Genomic DNA, 14,830 nt, shown 5'->3' with positions numbered 1-14,830 from the left:
TGGGCTTTTTTGCAATTATCGAGCAAAAATTGAATTTTTAAATTGTTTAAATTTTATCAAGTGCATTTAATTGTTTGGCGACCAAATAATAAAAAGTCATACGACTTTTTCTGCGATCTCCAGACATCATTTCTGCGACTTTTGAAACAGCCATTTTAGCACTCTGTTCATCAGCACCTAATATATCTTGAACCCATTTTTCAACACGTTCTAACTCTTTTGGATCCGATGTAGCAACAAGCGATGCGTCCTGCTTTTTCATCACCAACGATAAACGATGGCTAAGCCGTTCTATCGCAGATTCATCAGGATTATTGTCATATAATTTAATATCCGCTAGATCATTTGTCATTCTTTGCCAGCTCCTCTCCAAGAATTGGCGGCTGTATTTTACAACCGCATTATATAGCTTCATAAATAATTAGAGGATTTAAAATATTAACAACCCCCCCTTTTCTAAAGAGCGTTCTTCATCTATATTTAAGAAGCTGGCTTTCCAGCTATGGTAATAAATGGACAATGAAATAAACTCGTTGGACCCGGGGGCGGTACCCGGCGCCTCCACCAAAATATAAAAAGAAAATTATATTTTGGTGGGGGCGAAATAGGATCGACAAGAGCGTAAAGATTGCTCTTTTACTCGGCATAGTACCACCGTTATCGGACTAAATGAGTAGTTGCAAATGACAACTATGCGGAAGCACGTCTCGCTGCTTGATGCAGTGCGAATGTTTCAATTTAAGTCTTAAACCGTCGCAGGTTTAAGCGGGGTTCGGAGGCACCTGGCAACAGAAGCCTTCACTTTTATAAATGTTATTGATTAGTCTTTCAGATTCTCTTTATCATAAAATTTCTGATTATTTTTCAGTTGATTTAAGTGCATAGTAGACAAAATATTACTAGCTTAAAAAGATATTCTATTGCACAATATTACGCACGCTCATTTGCTATGTGAAATAAAAGGAATAAACTTCGATGGTTCAAGATCAAATCCGTTACGATATTCTCGTTCAGGATGCGCTTCGTGGGGTTATCCGTAAAGTTTTATCGGAAGTTGCCAAAGCAGGTCTTCCAGGAAATCACCATTTTTTTATCACTTTTCTGACAACTGCTCCAGGTATTAAAATCTCTTCTCGGCTTAAAAATCGTTATCCTGAACAAATGACAATCGTATTACAACATCAGTTTAGAGATTTAAGTGTTTCGGAAACGGCTTTCGAAGTAACGCTCTCTTTTAGAGAAGTCACTGAAAAATTAGTAATTCCTTTTACTTCTATCCAAGTATTTTACGACCCTATAGCATCATTTGAAGCAGCGTTTGATCTGCCCTCAAACCTTGCCTCTGGAGAAGATAAAAATTCGGAAAATACTCTGAGTACACCTATTACTCTATCGGAAAAACAAAAAAAAGAAAATACACTTGTAAAAGAACAAAATCCTAGCACAAATAAGAATCCCTCAAACAATGATACCAAACAAAGCGCTGATGTTGTCTCCTTAGATTCTTTTCGAAAAAAATAAATAAACTTGCTCATGACTGAACTCATAAATCTTCGTCAATTCCGAAAGCGAAAAAAACGTGCAAAACAAGCTGTTCTTGCAGAGGAGAATCGCTATCGTTTTGGACGAACAAAAGCTGAAAAAAATTTCGAACAAAAAGAATCTTTAAAAACGCAGAAGTTTCTTGAACAAAATCGTTTATGGTGCGACGAATAAGAGTAAAACGATGCATGAAGATAATCCTATAGATTGGTCAAAAGTGATCTCGCGAAAAATATCCGTTCGAATTGATGGACATGCAACAAGTGTATCTTTAGAACAACCATTTCTAGACATTCTTAAAGCCATAGCACGAAAAAAAGGACAATCTTTAGCCTTTATTATCACCGATATTGATAGCAAAAGACCGCAACAAGTAAACCTTTCAGCTTCATTACGCGTTTATGCACTTCAAAGCGTTCTTGCTCAGCATTTTTGACATTTTTTACAATCTCTATTTCCTTAATTCAACCAAAGATATTTCTGCTTTTTAAAGATTTTTTTTAGACCTAGCGCTCAAATGAAAAAAAGACTACACAAAAGATATAATGAATAATTTTCTCGATCACATACCATTCTTTGAAGAAGATGGCTCCCCCCTCCCTCATGAAAGAAATTTGGGTATAACTACACACACTGAAAGAGCAAAAGAAAAAACGCATTGCGATGCCGATTATTTAGAATACCTCAATCCAGAACAACGACAAGCCGTTATGAATACAGAAGGACCTCTTTTGGTTCTTGCGGGTGCTGGTACTGGAAAAACACGCGTTTTAACTACCCGCATTTCTCATATTTTACGCTCCGGTCTTGCCTCTCCTAAGCAGATACTTGCTGTAACTTTCACCAACAAAGCAGCACGCGAAATGAAAATGCGTATTGGTACATTTATTGGTGAAATTGTTGAAGGCATGCCTTGGCTTGGAACTTTTCATTCCACCGGTGCAAAAATTTTGCGTCGCCATGCAGAACTTGTTGATTTAAAAAGTAACTTTACAATTCTTGATAGCGATGATGTTGTGAGACTTTTAAAACAGCTTATTCAAGCTGAAGGATTGGACGACAAACGTTGGCCCGCACGAAGCTTTGCAATGATGATCGATTCTTGGAAAAATCAAGGACTTTCACCAGAACGTATTTCAGAAAGTGATGCCCATTCCTTTGGAAACGGCATGGGACGTAAACTCTACCGCCTCTATCAGGAGAGATTAAAAAGTCTTAATGCCTGTGATTTCGGTGACCTTCTCCTTCATTCAATCTCTATCTTTCAACATAACCCAGATATTCTTCGCGAATATCACTCTAAATTTCGCTATATTCTTGTAGATGAATATCAAGATACAAATACAGCGCAATATCTTTGGCTCCGCCTTTTAGCACAACAATCCAAAGGTCAACATGTAAACCTTTGTTGTGTTGGTGATGATGACCAATCTATTTATGGGTGGCGCGGTGCTCAAGTTGATAATATATTGCGGTTTGAAAAAGATTTTCCTCCTGCAAAAATTATTCGTTTAGAATGCAATTATCGCTCAACATCACACATTCTCAAAACTGCTTCTCATCTCATTTCACATAATCAAGACAGACTGGGAAAAACACTTTTTTCTCATCAAATAAATACTGAAGAAGAAAAAGTAAGAATTCATGCTGCATGGGATTCAGGAGAGGAAGCACGTGCAATTGGAGAAGAAATTGAACGCGCTCAACAAGCCGGTCATTCATTAAATCATATGGCTATATTAGTGCGCGCATCATTCCAAATGCGTGAATTTGAAGATCGCTTTGTAACACTTGGTCTTAACTACCGCGTCATTGGAGGTCCCCGCTTTTATGAACGAATGGAAATACGTGATGCCATGGCTTATTTGCGTGTTGTTGTCCAACCAGCAGATGACCTAGCTTTTGAACGCATTATCAATACACCTAAACGCGGCTTAGGAGATGCAACCCTACGCACCCTTTATGAAAGCGCGCGCGCGCGTGCTATTCCTCTTTTTTCTGCCGCAACAGCAATCATCGAAACAGATGAGCTAAAGCCCAAAGCACGCAGTGCTTTACGAAACATTATTGAAAACTTTCGTCGTTGGCAAAATATGCTGCAAGACACCCCGCATAGAGAACTTGCCGAAATAATTCTCGAGGATTCAGGCTATACAGCTATGTGGCAAGAAGATCGCTCTCCAGAAGCACCAACACGGTTAGAAAATCTCAAAGAAATGATCCGCTCTATGGAACAATTTGAAAGCCTTCACAGCTTTTTAGAACATGTTGCACTCGTGATGGATGCTGAAAATAATGAAAACACTGATGCGGTCAACATCATGACACTTCATTCAGCAAAAGGGCTTGAATTTGAAACCGTTTTTCTTCCTGGTTGGGAAGAAGGTCTTTTTCCCCACCAACGCTCATTGGATGAAGGTGGCCGTTTAGGATTAGAAGAAGAACGACGACTAGCCTATGTAGGACTAACAAGAGCAAAAAAACATTTGCATATATGGTTTGTATCTAATCGAAAAATTCATGGACTTTGGCAACCTGCGCTTCCCTCCCGTTTTCTAGATGAGTTACCGGCAGAACACATAGAATTTATAGAAATGGGAACATCTTATGGCGGTTATGGCAAATCCTCTTTTAAAGATCATAATTCCTTTTACAATAATTATGCTCCCTTAAAACAGAAGCGTGTACAAAAGAACATTGAAGGAAAAGCCATCCTTCAACCAGTTGCTGAAACACCTTCAAATTTTTCAATCAATGATCGGATTTTTCATATAAAGTTCGGTTATGGTCGTATCACAGCAATAGATGATCATAAATTAACCATTATATTTGAAAAAGCTGGAGAAAAGCGTGTACTCGACAATTTTGTAAGCAAGGTTTAACGAGACATAATAACATCATCTTTCCAAAAGAAGAACCATTTTTGATTTTATTTTGAGCCTTACTTCCACTTTTCGATAAAAATTTCGATGGGAAGCTTTTGCATATCGGGCAATGCGTTGTAAATTTTATCAAGCGGCCAGTCCCACCAAGCCATTTCCAAAAGTATCTGAATGACATTATCAGAAAAGCGCATACGCAACGGCTTTGCAGGAACGCCAGTCACAATCGTATAAGGTAAAACATCTTTTGTGACAACAGCGTTAGCACCAATGATAGCTCCGTGTCCAATTGTTACCCCAGGCATGATAACCACACCATATCCAATCCACACATCATGCCCAATGATCACACGTTTTGCACAACGTCTTTCACGAAAGGAACTCTCTAACGGCATATAGCGGAAATATTCATTAGGGCGATACGTTATTTTATGCGTCGAAAGACGTTCTATGGGATGCTCTAGTGCATTGACACAGACATGAGATGCAATAGAACAAAAACGCCCAATATCGCTATAAATAGCTTCACTGTTACGCTCAAAATAAGAAAAATCTCCAACTTTTACATCTCGCAAAACGACCCTCTCATTGATTTCCACATAGCGTCCCAATTTACAACCATGCAGCCGTGCTGTCGTGTGAATACGAGGCTCGCTCTTATGGAATCGAAGATCTTTTTCAATATCCATTTATCTTTCACCAATTGTATGTCCGTAAATAACATGAAAAACATTACCGACAAGCAAAACAAAATCAACCATGAAACAGAGATTGCAAAGTCAAACAGCCAATGTTACAATTTTTCGACCAATTTAAGAGAGTCAGACTATGAAAAATATAATACGCATTTTCGGGCTAACAATCATATTTCTTGCAGGCATTTTCATTTATGATGCGTTGAGAAATAAACCCTTGGGGGATGATTTTATACTCACTGATTCCAATGGAAAAACGATCACCGAAGTTGATATTCGAAGCCAGCCTTCAATTATCTTCTTTGGCTTCACCATGTGCCCTGAAAGCTGCCCTACTACACTGATCAATCTTGACCGATGGTTGACAGCTCTTGGACCAAAGGCTGATAAATTAGGAATATGGTTTGTTACAGTTGATCCTGAACGTGACACACCAGAAGTGCTTCATAATTACCTCAGTAATTTTAACAATAAAATCATTGGTATCAGTGGAGATCCTGAAAAAGTTCATAAAATGGTAGATTCCTTTAATATTGTTGCTGAAAAAGTACCTGGAACAGATGGAAATTACACTTATAACCATACAGCAGCAATTTTTTTACTAAAAAAAGGCGGAAAGCTCGCTGGTGTTATTCCTTATGACACGAAAGAGAGCGATACTGAAATAAAAGACAATATCGCTATTGAACAGCTGAAAAAACTCGTCTCAAACTAAATAAAAGCCGATTAAAAGAAAGAACAAAATGTCACAGCAAATTCGTCTGTATTATACTGCTTCTAAAAATGAAGCAGAGCAGTACTACGCACTTATGGAAAGAGCCTTTGAAGAAGAAGGATATCCTCTTGCTCTTACAGAGATAGATGAAAAAAATGCTGTGTATGAACTCTCTCTTTATGTGGATAAAGAAAGCTTAGAGAATGTTTCCAAACAATTTGCAAACATCCTTTCTATAGATGCTGGTAAAATTAACCGTGAAATTTTGCCTAATATTGACTGGGTTAAACAAAGCCTTGAAGGACTAACACCTGTGCGTGCTGGTCCTTTTTTTGTACACGGAAGCCATAACCGAAATGATATTCCAGCCAATGTTTTGCCGATTGAAATTGAAGCTAATCAAGCTTTTGGTACCGGACATCATGGAACAACAGCGGGTTGTTTGGAAATGATTGCCAAAGTGATGAAACATGAAAATCCAAAAAATGTTCTTGATCTTGGTACTGGTAGCGGTGTCCTTGCCATCGGCATCGCAATGCTCAAACCTGTTTGCGTACTTGCATCCGATATTGATCCCATTGCTATTCAAGTTGCACAACACAATATCGAACTCAATGGCGTAAAGGAATATATTACAGCTGTTACAGCAACGGGTTTTTCCCATAATAAAATTGCATCACGGGCACCCTTTGATCTTATCGTTGCCAATATCCTTGCTAATCCGCTCATTGAAATTGCGCAAGAAATGGTACAAGCACTCCAAAAAGGTGGATCATTGATACTTTCTGGAATTCTTGAAGAACAACACCCCCATGTGTTGGAAGTTTATATAAAGCAGGGTTTAAAACATATCGAAACATACCACCGTCAAGGATGGGTTACTATACATCTGAAATAAATGAAAAGGACGTTGTTATGTATCAATCTTTTGAAGCAACAACAAATCCAGCCCACGCTGCAGAACGCATTTCCTCTCTTCGCAAAGAACTCGATCGCTTTGGACTAGATGGCTTTCTTGTTCCGCGTAGCGATGAACATCAAGGAGAATATGTCCCCCCACATGCGCAGCGTCTTAGCTGGCTCACTGGCTTTACTGGATCATCGGGTACTGCGCTCATTTTAAAAAACAAAGCCATTATATTCACAGATGGGCGCTACAAACTTCAAGTTCGTCAACAAACTGACCCACACATTTTTGAATATGAAGACCTCATAACTTGTTCTCCCTCACAATGGCTTGAAAAAAACGGGCAAAGCCTTTCTATTGGCTTTGATCCATGGCTCCATACTATCTCCGCTATAGATACATTTAAAAAAACATTAGAAATGAAGGCAGGTGGGAAACTTGTAGCAGTTCAACAAAATCTCGTTGATCTTATCTGGCATGATCAACCACAATTACCCCAATCTGCCCTATCAATTCATCCTCTCGAATATGCAGGATGCGATACGAATGAAAAACTGACCTTAATTCACCAAAATATCAAGCAAGCCAATGCAGATGCTTTTATCTTCACAGATCCCTCCTCTATTGCATGGACATTCAATATACGTGGTAATGATGTATCCAATACACCTTTTGTCCTTTGCTTTGCTCTCATTCCCATAAAAGAAACACCTATTTTGTTTCTTAACAGCAAAAAATTGGGAATAGAACAGAAACAATATCTAGAGCGTTATGCAAAATTATATGAACCAGAACAACTTATTGCAAAGATCAAAGATTATGTTCAAAAAGGAACAGTTTTTGCTTTAGATCCACGGCTAACATGCGAAAAATTACGCACTGTTATTGAAGAACAAAGGGGTTCTTTCCTTACACTTACTGATCCTGCGGCTCTACCACGTGCTATTAAAAATAGCACAGAATTAAATGGTGCGCGTAAAGCACACCTGCGCGATGGTGTAGCCCTTACCCGTTTTTTTTCTTGGTTAGATAAACAAATACCAAGCACAATGAGTGAAATTTCTACTGCTCAAAAATTAGAAGAATTTCGCATAACAACAGCGAAAGAAATGGGAGAAAAACTTGAAGATCTTTCTTTCGATACAATCTCAGCAGCAGGTGCAAATGGTGCTATTGTCCATTATCGTGTAACAACCCAAACAAATAAAAAACTCAATGCTGGTGAACTTTATCTTATTGATTCAGGTGGTCAATACCGTGATGGCACAACAGATGTCACACGCACAATAGCAATTGGAAATATTGGAGAAGAAGAAAAGCGCTGTTTCACTCTTGTCCTCAAGGGCATGATTGCACTTTCAACTGCACATTTCCCAAAAGGAACACGCGGACAAGATCTTGATAGTCTCGCACGTATCGCCTTATGGAAAGCAGGTTTTGATTACGCCCATGGCACTGGTCATGGAGTTGGATCTTATCTTTCTGTCCATGAAGGACCACAAAATCTTTCACGCAATGGGTGCCAAGAATTAATCCCTGGAATGATTATTTCTAATGAACCTGGATATTATCGTGAAGGTGCTTTTGGTATTCGTATTGAAAATTTACTCATTGTAAAACCAGCACAAAAAATTAACGGTGGAGATATAGAAATGCTCTCGTTTGAAACACTTACAAATTGTCCCATTGATCGACGCTTAATTCTCCCAGAGCTTTTGACATTACAAGAACGGCAATGGCTTAATGATTATCATGCACATGTTTATCAAGTTAATGCGCCTTATTTAAACGAAGAAGATAAAAAATGGGCAAAAGAAGCAACAATGCCTCTTTAAGTGAAGAAGCACAAACATCTTCTCACTCTTCTTACAGAATACTGTACCTTTTCTTCGTAAAAGAAAAACCTGTATGTTGCCAGGAAATATAAAATTTTTATAAGGTACTTCAAGTTTTTTTGCTGGGACCACTAACCTCCGCGGAATAGGACGGGATAAACTTGCAAGGGGGAATGCCTTTTCCCCCTATCCCATCAACTACAGGCAGTTACATATCCCCTTTTCTTTATAGAAACTTTTATTACATGACCATCCTGAAGGACAATATTTTACAGTACTAAAGAGAACGAGTGAATTCTCATCATACTTGAAGCATCCCCTTCCTAAACATAATGTCCTTCAATCAACCGCAACCAACTCTCTTCATCTATAGCTTCAACCCCTAACTCTTGCGCTTTAGCTAACTTCGATCCTGCTCCAACTCCAACAACAAGAAGATCGGTTTTTTTAGAAAGTGAACCAGAGGTCTTTGCACCTAATCGTTCTGCTAATGCTTTTGCTTCATCGCGTGACATGCGTGCCAAAGTTCCTGTAAAAACAATAACCTTTCCGGCTATTGGAGAAGAATCTGTCATAATAGGTTCCTCATCCAGAAGCGTTACTTCTTCAAGCAAGACAGACAAAACCTCACGGTTATGCGCTTCTTGATAAAAATCAATAATTGCACTTCCTACCTGTGGCCCAATTCCTTCGATATTGGTAAGCTCCACCCAAGCCTCATTACCTTTTTTATTGTTCTCATCACATGGTATAGTAGCTGCCATCACCGCCGCTTCAAAAGCTGTATAATTTTGATAAGCACGCGCAAGACGCCGTGCATTAACCTCTCCAACATGGCGAATTCCTAGTGCAAACAAAAAACGACTTAAAGGAATTTCACGGCGTGCATTAATGGCATCATACAGTTTACGAACTGAAACAGCACCAAAACCTTCCATATTTTCTAAACGAGTCAAAGATTTTTCTTGCCGTCGCTGTAAAGTGAAAATATCAGCAGGCGTATGAATAAAAAACGTCTCGTCTTGAACATGGAAAAAGAATTCCACCTGCTTTTTCCCAAGTCCCTCAATATCAAAAGCATTACGCGAAACAAAATGACGAATACGCTCAATTGCTTGTGCTGGGCAAATAAGCCCACCTGTGCATCGACGCACAGCCTCACCCTCTTCACGAACAGCATGACTTCCACAAGCTGGACATAAGTGAGGAAAAATAAAAGCAGAAGCGTCTTTGGGACGCTTTTCAGCGATAATATCAACAATCTGAGGAATCACATCACCAGCGCGTTGCACAACCACTGTATCGCCTACACGGATATCACGGCCTTCACGAATGGGCTCTCCCTTATGGCCAATTCCCTTAATGTAATCCTCATTATGCAAACTTGCATTAGTCACCACCACCCCACCAACAGTAATAGGTGCAAGACGCGCAACAGGCGTTAATGCTCCAGTTCGACCAACTTGAATATCAATGCCTTCTAAAAGCGTCATAGCCTTTTCTGCTGGAAATTTATGCGCAATTGCCCAACGTGGTGAACGAGAAACAAACCCCAAACGCATCTGAAGCATTAAATCATTAACCTTATAAACAATCCCATCTATATCATAACTTAAGGAATGACGGCATTCCTCAATATCATGATAATATGAAATTATCTCTTCTACTGTCTTAAAAACTTTTGTTAATGGGTTGATGACAAAGCCATATTCTTTTAACTTTTTCATCATCTCCATTTGGCTTTTTGCAAACATTTCACTCACTTCACCACAAGCATAAGCAAAAAATTGCAGCTTTCTGCTAGCAGTTATCCGTGAATCGAGCTGGCGGAGCGAACCTGCTGCCGCATTCCTAGGATTAGCAAAAATTAACTTGCCTTTCTCCTGTTGGCTCCTATTAAGTGCTTGAAAATCCTCCTGCCCCATATAAACTTCACCGCGAACCTCAATAATATCAGGAAATTTACCCTGCAAAACCTGGGGAATATCAGAAATGGTCCGTGCATTTACTGTAACATTCTCACCCACAGTTCCATCACCTCGCGTTGCAGCACGCACAAGTTTTCCTTTTTCATAACGTAAAGACAAAGATAAACCATCAATCTTTGGCTCAGCAGTTATTTCTAACGCTTGTGTTGCTGGAAGCCGTAAAAAACGACGAACACGCTCAACAAATTCACTCACATCTTCAGAACTAAATGCATTATCAAGTGAAAGCATTGCCTGTGTATGAACAGATTTTTCAAACTTCTCCGAAACGGGTGCTCCAATTTTATATGAAGGAGAATCCGAACGAATAAGCTCCGGAAAAAGGGATTCAATTTCTGCATTACGGCGACGAAGAGCATCATATTCTGCATCAGAAATTTCAGGCTGGTCCTCACTATTATAAAGCACATCATGACGTGCAATCTCTTTTGCCAACCACTCTAATTCACTTGCTGCTTCAAGAGCAGTTAAGTTTTTAATTGCGTCCTTGTTCATAAAATCTATTCCAAATTATGGGCCATGGCCATAAGGTTCTCAACTCTTCTGCATAAATAGAACCTCAATGAACGCATGCGCGTCAATTATATCTATGTGAGAAGCTTTTGAGCAGCTGCACGCGCCTCTTGCGTAATCTGTTCTCCTGCTAACATGCGGGCAATTTCTTCTGCACGCTCATGCTCCTCCATTTTATGCACAGCCGTCATAAAACGCCCTTTATCATCACTTTCAGCCTTTGAAATAAGAAAGTGGCTATGTGCTTTGGAGGCTACCTGCGGTGCATGTGTAATAGCAAAAACCTGAATAGTTTTTGATAAACGCTGCAATCGTTGTCCAATAGCAGCGGCAACAGCTCCCCCAACCCCCGTATCAATTTCATCAAAGATCAATGTTGGAGCTGATCCACGATCAGACAGAACAACTTTTAACGCTAATAAAAAACGAGACAGTTCACCACCTGAAGCCACACTAAGCATTGGTCCCGCGCGTGTTCCAGGATTTGTCCGAACCCAATATTCAATACGATCTATCCCTTCTTCCCCCCGTTTTTCAATATCGCTTTGTATTTCAACAATAAATTCTGCTTTTTCCAATTTTAATGCCGGTAATTCAGCCATAACACTTTCAGACAAGTGCTTTGCTACTTCTCGACGCTTTATTGATAATGCTTGCGCTAATACATCATATTTTTTTTGTGCTTCCTGTGCCTCATGTTCGAAACGCGTTAATGTAGCTTGCGCATCCTCGAAATCAGCAAGCTCAGCGTCCATTTTATCACGCAACAAAACCAATTCATCTGCAGCAACATGATATTTACGAGCAAAACCACGAAGAGCAAAAAGACGCTCTTCTATCCGTTCCAATTCACCAGTATCAAAATCCAATGCCCGCACTGCCTCTTCAATACCCTCTTGTGCTGCTGCAAGTGCATGCAATGCCTCATCAATAGATTTCACGACAGGTGTAATGAGCTCTTGCGCTTCAGAGATTTTTCTCTCCAAACGCCTTACCAAATTAGAAAGAACAGGAATTGGTGATTTTGGTCCACTTAAGAGATCATCAGCCTCTTTAATATCCGTCGCTATTTTTTCTAATTTCAGCATATCCGCACGACGAAGAGACAGTTTCTCTTCTTCACCAACTTGAAAATCAAGCTTTTCAAGCTCTTCCACACATGCACGAAGATAATCAGCCTCACGCACAGCATCTTCTACTTTACTACGCTGATTTTGCAAGCGTTCTTCAAATTCACGCCATATCCGATAGCACTGCCGCAAATTTTCCGTTTCATCCTCAAGCCCCCCAAAGGCATCTAATAACTGGCGATGTGTTGCAACATCAACAAGTGCACGATCATCATGCTGTCCGTGAATTTCCACCAACTGCCGTCCAACATTACGCATCAATGCAACACTGGCAACCTGATCATTGATAAAAACACGGCTACGACCATCACTTGACTGCACACGTCGTAAAATGATATCGCCTTCATCATCAAAACCATTTTCACGGATGATCTGGCGCGCAGGATGCGAAACAGGCACATCAAAGACAGCTGTCACCTGCCCGCGGTCAGCACCATGACGCACAAGCGAAGCATCCCCACGCCCACCAAGAGCTAGCGACAAAGCATCAAGAAGAATAGACTTTCCAGCACCTGTTTCTCCAGTTAAAACCGATAAACCCGCTGTGAAATGAATATCAAGCGTTTCGATCAAAACAATATTATGAATCGAAAGCTGTACCAGCATATAAAATCAACGTGCCTTATTCTTATCACCACTTAAAGCATGTGAGATCCAAGAAGATTTATGCTCCTGTGGAGATATGCTATTCTTTTGCAATAAATTATAAGAAAACTTATACCACTCACTTTTAGGATAATTACGTCCTAAAATAGCTGCTGCTGTCTGTGCTTCCGCAGTTAAGCCAAGAGCAAGATTAACTTCTGTCAAGCGAAAAAGTGCTTCTTCAATTTGATTTGTATCGGAATACTCTTCAACCACCGTACGAAATCTTCTACTTGCAGCAAGATAGCGTCGGCCTTCTTCATAATAACGGCCAACCTGCATTTCTTTACCAGCCAACTGCTCTCGACCAAAACGTATCTTTGCTTTAGCATCCTCCACATACTCAGAATGCGGATAGCGCTCTATGAGAAGTTGCATAGCAGCAATAGCACGCTTTGTATCGCGTTGATCTCGTGTAACATCAGGAATCCGTCGGAAAGAAGAAAGACCAATAATATAATAAGCATAAGCAGAATCATCTGATCCTGGATAAAGAGTAATATAGCGCTGAGCCATACTAATTGAATCATCATACTTGCCAAGTCGATAATTTGTAAAAGCGCCCATCACTAGGGATTTACGCCCCCAGTCCGTATAAGCATACTGTTTTTCAATCGTAAGGAACTTTTTCGATGCATCCCCAAGTCGTCCACTATTAAGGCTAGCAAGTGCCTGATTATATAAAACATCTGGTGGATCCATTTTTAAAACATATGCAGAAGGATCAAGGGTATTTTTCTCTTTAAATAAACAACCTGCTAACACGCAAGTGCTCCCCAAAAGCATAACCCCCAACACCTTGCGTACAATATTAGATTTCCTATATGCCAAATTTTCAATACATCCATAAGATTTTATCATAGTTTTCCCGGCCTCCAGAGAATATCACCTTGTAGCAAAAGTTATTTATTAAAAATTTTTATACCATATCACTTTAAAATCCACTAACCAATTTAGTGGCTTAGGTCAATCATCCCCTTAAAAATCAAACCAGCCATAAGAAAATCTTTTCAATCTTTCTCTCACATCACCTATAAATAACTTTTTTCGTAACACGATTCGTCTGCCAAAACAGCTTTCACCAATTGTGCATTAATTCGATGCCCACCACAATAGGAGCGGAATAATCCAATAAAAGGTGCTCCAAGTAAAGCAGTATCACCAATCGCATCAAGCATTTTGTGTCGCACACATTCATTCTTCCAATAAGGACCATCTGGATTCATGATTTTATCATCAAGACCGATAACAAGAGAATTTTCTAAAGAAGCACCTCTCGCCTTTCCAGAAGCCCGTAATTTTTCCACGTCTTTAACAAAACCAAAAGTGCGCGCACGTGATAAATCATCTCGAAATCCCTTTGTGGTAAGATCAAAAATGAAGTGTTGCTTACCAATAGCAGAAGAAGGGAAAGAAATCATTATATCAAAACGACGCCCATTAAACGGCAAAAACTCTGCAAAACCACTATCAACTTCAACCCGCAGTGGCTTTTTTATAATGAAATAGGAACGCAACGCATTCTGCTGTACAATGCCAACTTCTTCAAAAACTTGACAATACTGCCATGCAGAACCATCCAAAATAGGTAGCTCATGACTTGAGACTTCAATAACGAGATTATCCAAATTATAAGCAACGATAGCAGACATCAAATGTTCAATTGTTTCAATTTTGTACTCTCCATGCCCAAGCACCGTTGATAATTGAGCCGCTCCCGTTTGCGATGCATGTGCTTGAAATATATGATCTGTTCCGTCTAATCCACAACGCTTGAAAACAATCCCACACCCTACATCCGCTGGATGAACCTTCAGCACAGATACCCCCCCACTGTGGACACCATAACCCTTAAATGTCACAGCTTGTTTAAGAGTGGATTGATATTTTTGCACCAGATTCACCACATCACTACATTGAATTGCTTTTACGCTTATTAAAAACAGTTATAAAACCATAAAAATGATATGCATAGCAA

General features: G+C 39.7%; 13 protein-coding genes and 1 other RNA gene. 8 read left to right on the top strand and 6 right to left on the bottom strand.

All coding sequences use genetic code 11. The features are described from left to right. Window positions 1–46 precede the first annotated feature (46 nt). Entirely contained in the window at window positions 47–352 is a 306-nt protein-coding gene (locus tag ME1_RS03900; RefSeq protein ID WP_004863511.1) for a DUF2853 family protein, read from the bottom strand. A 96-nt stretch (window positions 353–448) separates the two neighbouring features. Between ME1_RS03900 and ssrA the strand changes: the two genes are divergently transcribed. The 5 genes from ssrA to ME1_RS03880 all read left to right on the top strand — a co-directional run bounded on the left by ssrA (window position 449) and on the right by ME1_RS03880 (window position 4,424). Then, window positions 449–803, top strand: a transfer-messenger RNA (tmRNA) gene (gene ssrA, locus ME1_RS07795). Window positions 804–975: 172 nt separating this feature from the next. Next, on the top strand, window positions 976–1,521 hold the full coding sequence (locus tag ME1_RS03895; protein WP_004863505.1) for an SspB family protein: 546 nt from the start codon (window positions 976–978) through the stop codon (window positions 1,519–1,521). A gap of 12 nt (window positions 1,522–1,533) precedes the next feature. Beyond that, the gene (locus ME1_RS03890; protein WP_004863503.1) at window positions 1,534–1,716 is read left to right on the top strand and encodes a DUF4169 family protein; all 183 of its coding nucleotides are present in this window, start codon (window positions 1,534–1,536) and stop codon (window positions 1,714–1,716) included. Between the two features lie 10 nt (window positions 1,717–1,726). After that, complete coding sequence (locus tag ME1_RS03885; protein WP_004863501.1) at window positions 1,727–1,978, top strand: ribbon-helix-helix domain-containing protein; 252 nt, start codon at window positions 1,727–1,729, stop codon at window positions 1,976–1,978. A 109-nt stretch (window positions 1,979–2,087) separates the two neighbouring features. After that, entirely contained in the window at window positions 2,088–4,424 is a 2,337-nt protein-coding gene (locus ME1_RS03880) for an ATP-dependent helicase (protein WP_004863497.1), read from the top strand. Between the two features lie 59 nt (window positions 4,425–4,483). Here ME1_RS03880 and ME1_RS03875 read toward each other — a convergent pair whose 3' ends face one another. Then, window positions 4,484–5,113 carry a DapH/DapD/GlmU-related protein gene (locus tag ME1_RS03875; protein WP_004863494.1) on the bottom strand — a complete coding sequence of 210 codons (630 nt, stop codon included), beginning with the start codon at window positions 5,111–5,113 and terminating at the stop codon, window positions 4,484–4,486. 139 nt (window positions 5,114–5,252) lie between these two features. Between ME1_RS03875 and ME1_RS03870 the strand changes: the two genes are divergently transcribed. From ME1_RS03870 to ME1_RS03860, 3 genes are read left to right on the top strand one after another with little or no spacing between them, the layout of a single operon-like run. Continuing rightward, window positions 5,253–5,834 carry an SCO family protein gene (locus ME1_RS03870; protein ID WP_004863492.1) on the top strand — a complete coding sequence of 194 codons (582 nt, stop codon included), beginning with the start codon at window positions 5,253–5,255 and terminating at the stop codon, window positions 5,832–5,834. Between the two features lie 28 nt (window positions 5,835–5,862). After that, complete coding sequence (locus ME1_RS03865; protein ID WP_004863489.1) at window positions 5,863–6,732, top strand: 50S ribosomal protein L11 methyltransferase; 870 nt, start codon at window positions 5,863–5,865, stop codon at window positions 6,730–6,732. A gap of 17 nt (window positions 6,733–6,749) precedes the next feature. Then, entirely contained in the window at window positions 6,750–8,576 is a 1,827-nt protein-coding gene (locus ME1_RS03860) for an aminopeptidase P family protein (RefSeq protein WP_004863486.1), read from the top strand. Window positions 8,577–8,899: 323 nt separating this feature from the next. On the opposite strand, the gene ligA is transcribed toward ME1_RS03860, so the two are convergent. The 4 genes from ligA to lpxC form a co-directional block, all read right to left on the bottom strand. Then, the gene (gene ligA, locus ME1_RS03855; protein ID WP_004863485.1) at window positions 8,900–11,059 is read right to left on the bottom strand and encodes an NAD-dependent DNA ligase LigA; all 2,160 of its coding nucleotides are present in this window, start codon (window positions 11,057–11,059) and stop codon (window positions 8,900–8,902) included. Between the two features lie 92 nt (window positions 11,060–11,151). Then, window positions 11,152–12,813, bottom strand: a complete 1,662-nt coding sequence (recN, locus tag ME1_RS03850) for a DNA repair protein RecN (RefSeq protein WP_004863481.1) — start codon at window positions 12,811–12,813, stop codon at window positions 11,152–11,154. Window positions 12,814–12,819: 6 nt separating this feature from the next. Continuing rightward, window positions 12,820–13,713, bottom strand: coding sequence for an outer membrane protein assembly factor BamD (locus ME1_RS03845; RefSeq protein WP_004863479.1), 894 nt, complete (start codon window positions 13,711–13,713; stop codon window positions 12,820–12,822). A gap of 170 nt (window positions 13,714–13,883) precedes the next feature. After that, window positions 13,884–14,759 carry a UDP-3-O-acyl-N-acetylglucosamine deacetylase gene (gene lpxC, locus ME1_RS03840; protein ID WP_004863476.1) on the bottom strand — a complete coding sequence of 292 codons (876 nt, stop codon included), beginning with the start codon at window positions 14,757–14,759 and terminating at the stop codon, window positions 13,884–13,886. Window positions 14,760–14,830 lie beyond the last annotated feature (71 nt).

The sequence above is a fragment of the Bartonella vinsonii subsp. arupensis OK-94-513 genome (assembly GCF_000278235.1).
GTDB lineage: Bacteria > Pseudomonadota > Alphaproteobacteria > Rhizobiales > Rhizobiaceae > Bartonella > Bartonella arupensis.
The sequence above is the reverse complement of the archived record's forward strand: the minus strand, read 5'-3'. Positions and strand labels throughout refer to the sequence as shown.

Excerpts from the sequence above, each read along its gene's own strand:
- recN (WP_004863481.1), bottom strand. The coding sequence starts at position 12,813 with ATGCTGGTACAGCTTTCGATTCATAATATTGTTTTGATCGAAACGCTT.
- ME1_RS03860 (WP_004863486.1), top strand. The coding sequence starts at position 6,750 with ATGTATCAATCTTTTGAAGCAACAACAAATCCAGCCCACGCTGCAGAA.
- ME1_RS03895 (WP_004863505.1), top strand. The coding sequence starts at position 976 with ATGGTTCAAGATCAAATCCGTTACGATATTCTCGTTCAGGATGCGCTT.
- ME1_RS03880 (WP_004863497.1), top strand. The coding sequence starts at position 2,088 with ATGAATAATTTTCTCGATCACATACCATTCTTTGAAGAAGATGGCTCC.
- ME1_RS03885 (WP_004863501.1), top strand. The coding sequence starts at position 1,727 with ATGCATGAAGATAATCCTATAGATTGGTCAAAAGTGATCTCGCGAAAA.
- ME1_RS03845 (WP_004863479.1), bottom strand. The coding sequence starts at position 13,713 with ATGATAAAATCTTATGGATGTATTGAAAATTTGGCATATAGGAAATCT.
- ME1_RS03870 (WP_004863492.1), top strand. The coding sequence starts at position 5,253 with ATGAAAAATATAATACGCATTTTCGGGCTAACAATCATATTTCTTGCA.
- ME1_RS03875 (WP_004863494.1), bottom strand. The coding sequence starts at position 5,113 with ATGGATATTGAAAAAGATCTTCGATTCCATAAGAGCGAGCCTCGTATT.
- ME1_RS03900 (WP_004863511.1), bottom strand. The coding sequence starts at position 352 with ATGACAAATGATCTAGCGGATATTAAATTATATGACAATAATCCTGAT.
- ligA (WP_004863485.1), bottom strand. The coding sequence starts at position 11,059 with ATGAACAAGGACGCAATTAAAAACTTAACTGCTCTTGAAGCAGCAAGT.
- ME1_RS03890 (WP_004863503.1), top strand. The coding sequence starts at position 1,534 with ATGACTGAACTCATAAATCTTCGTCAATTCCGAAAGCGAAAAAAACGT.
- ME1_RS03865 (WP_004863489.1), top strand. The coding sequence starts at position 5,863 with ATGTCACAGCAAATTCGTCTGTATTATACTGCTTCTAAAAATGAAGCA.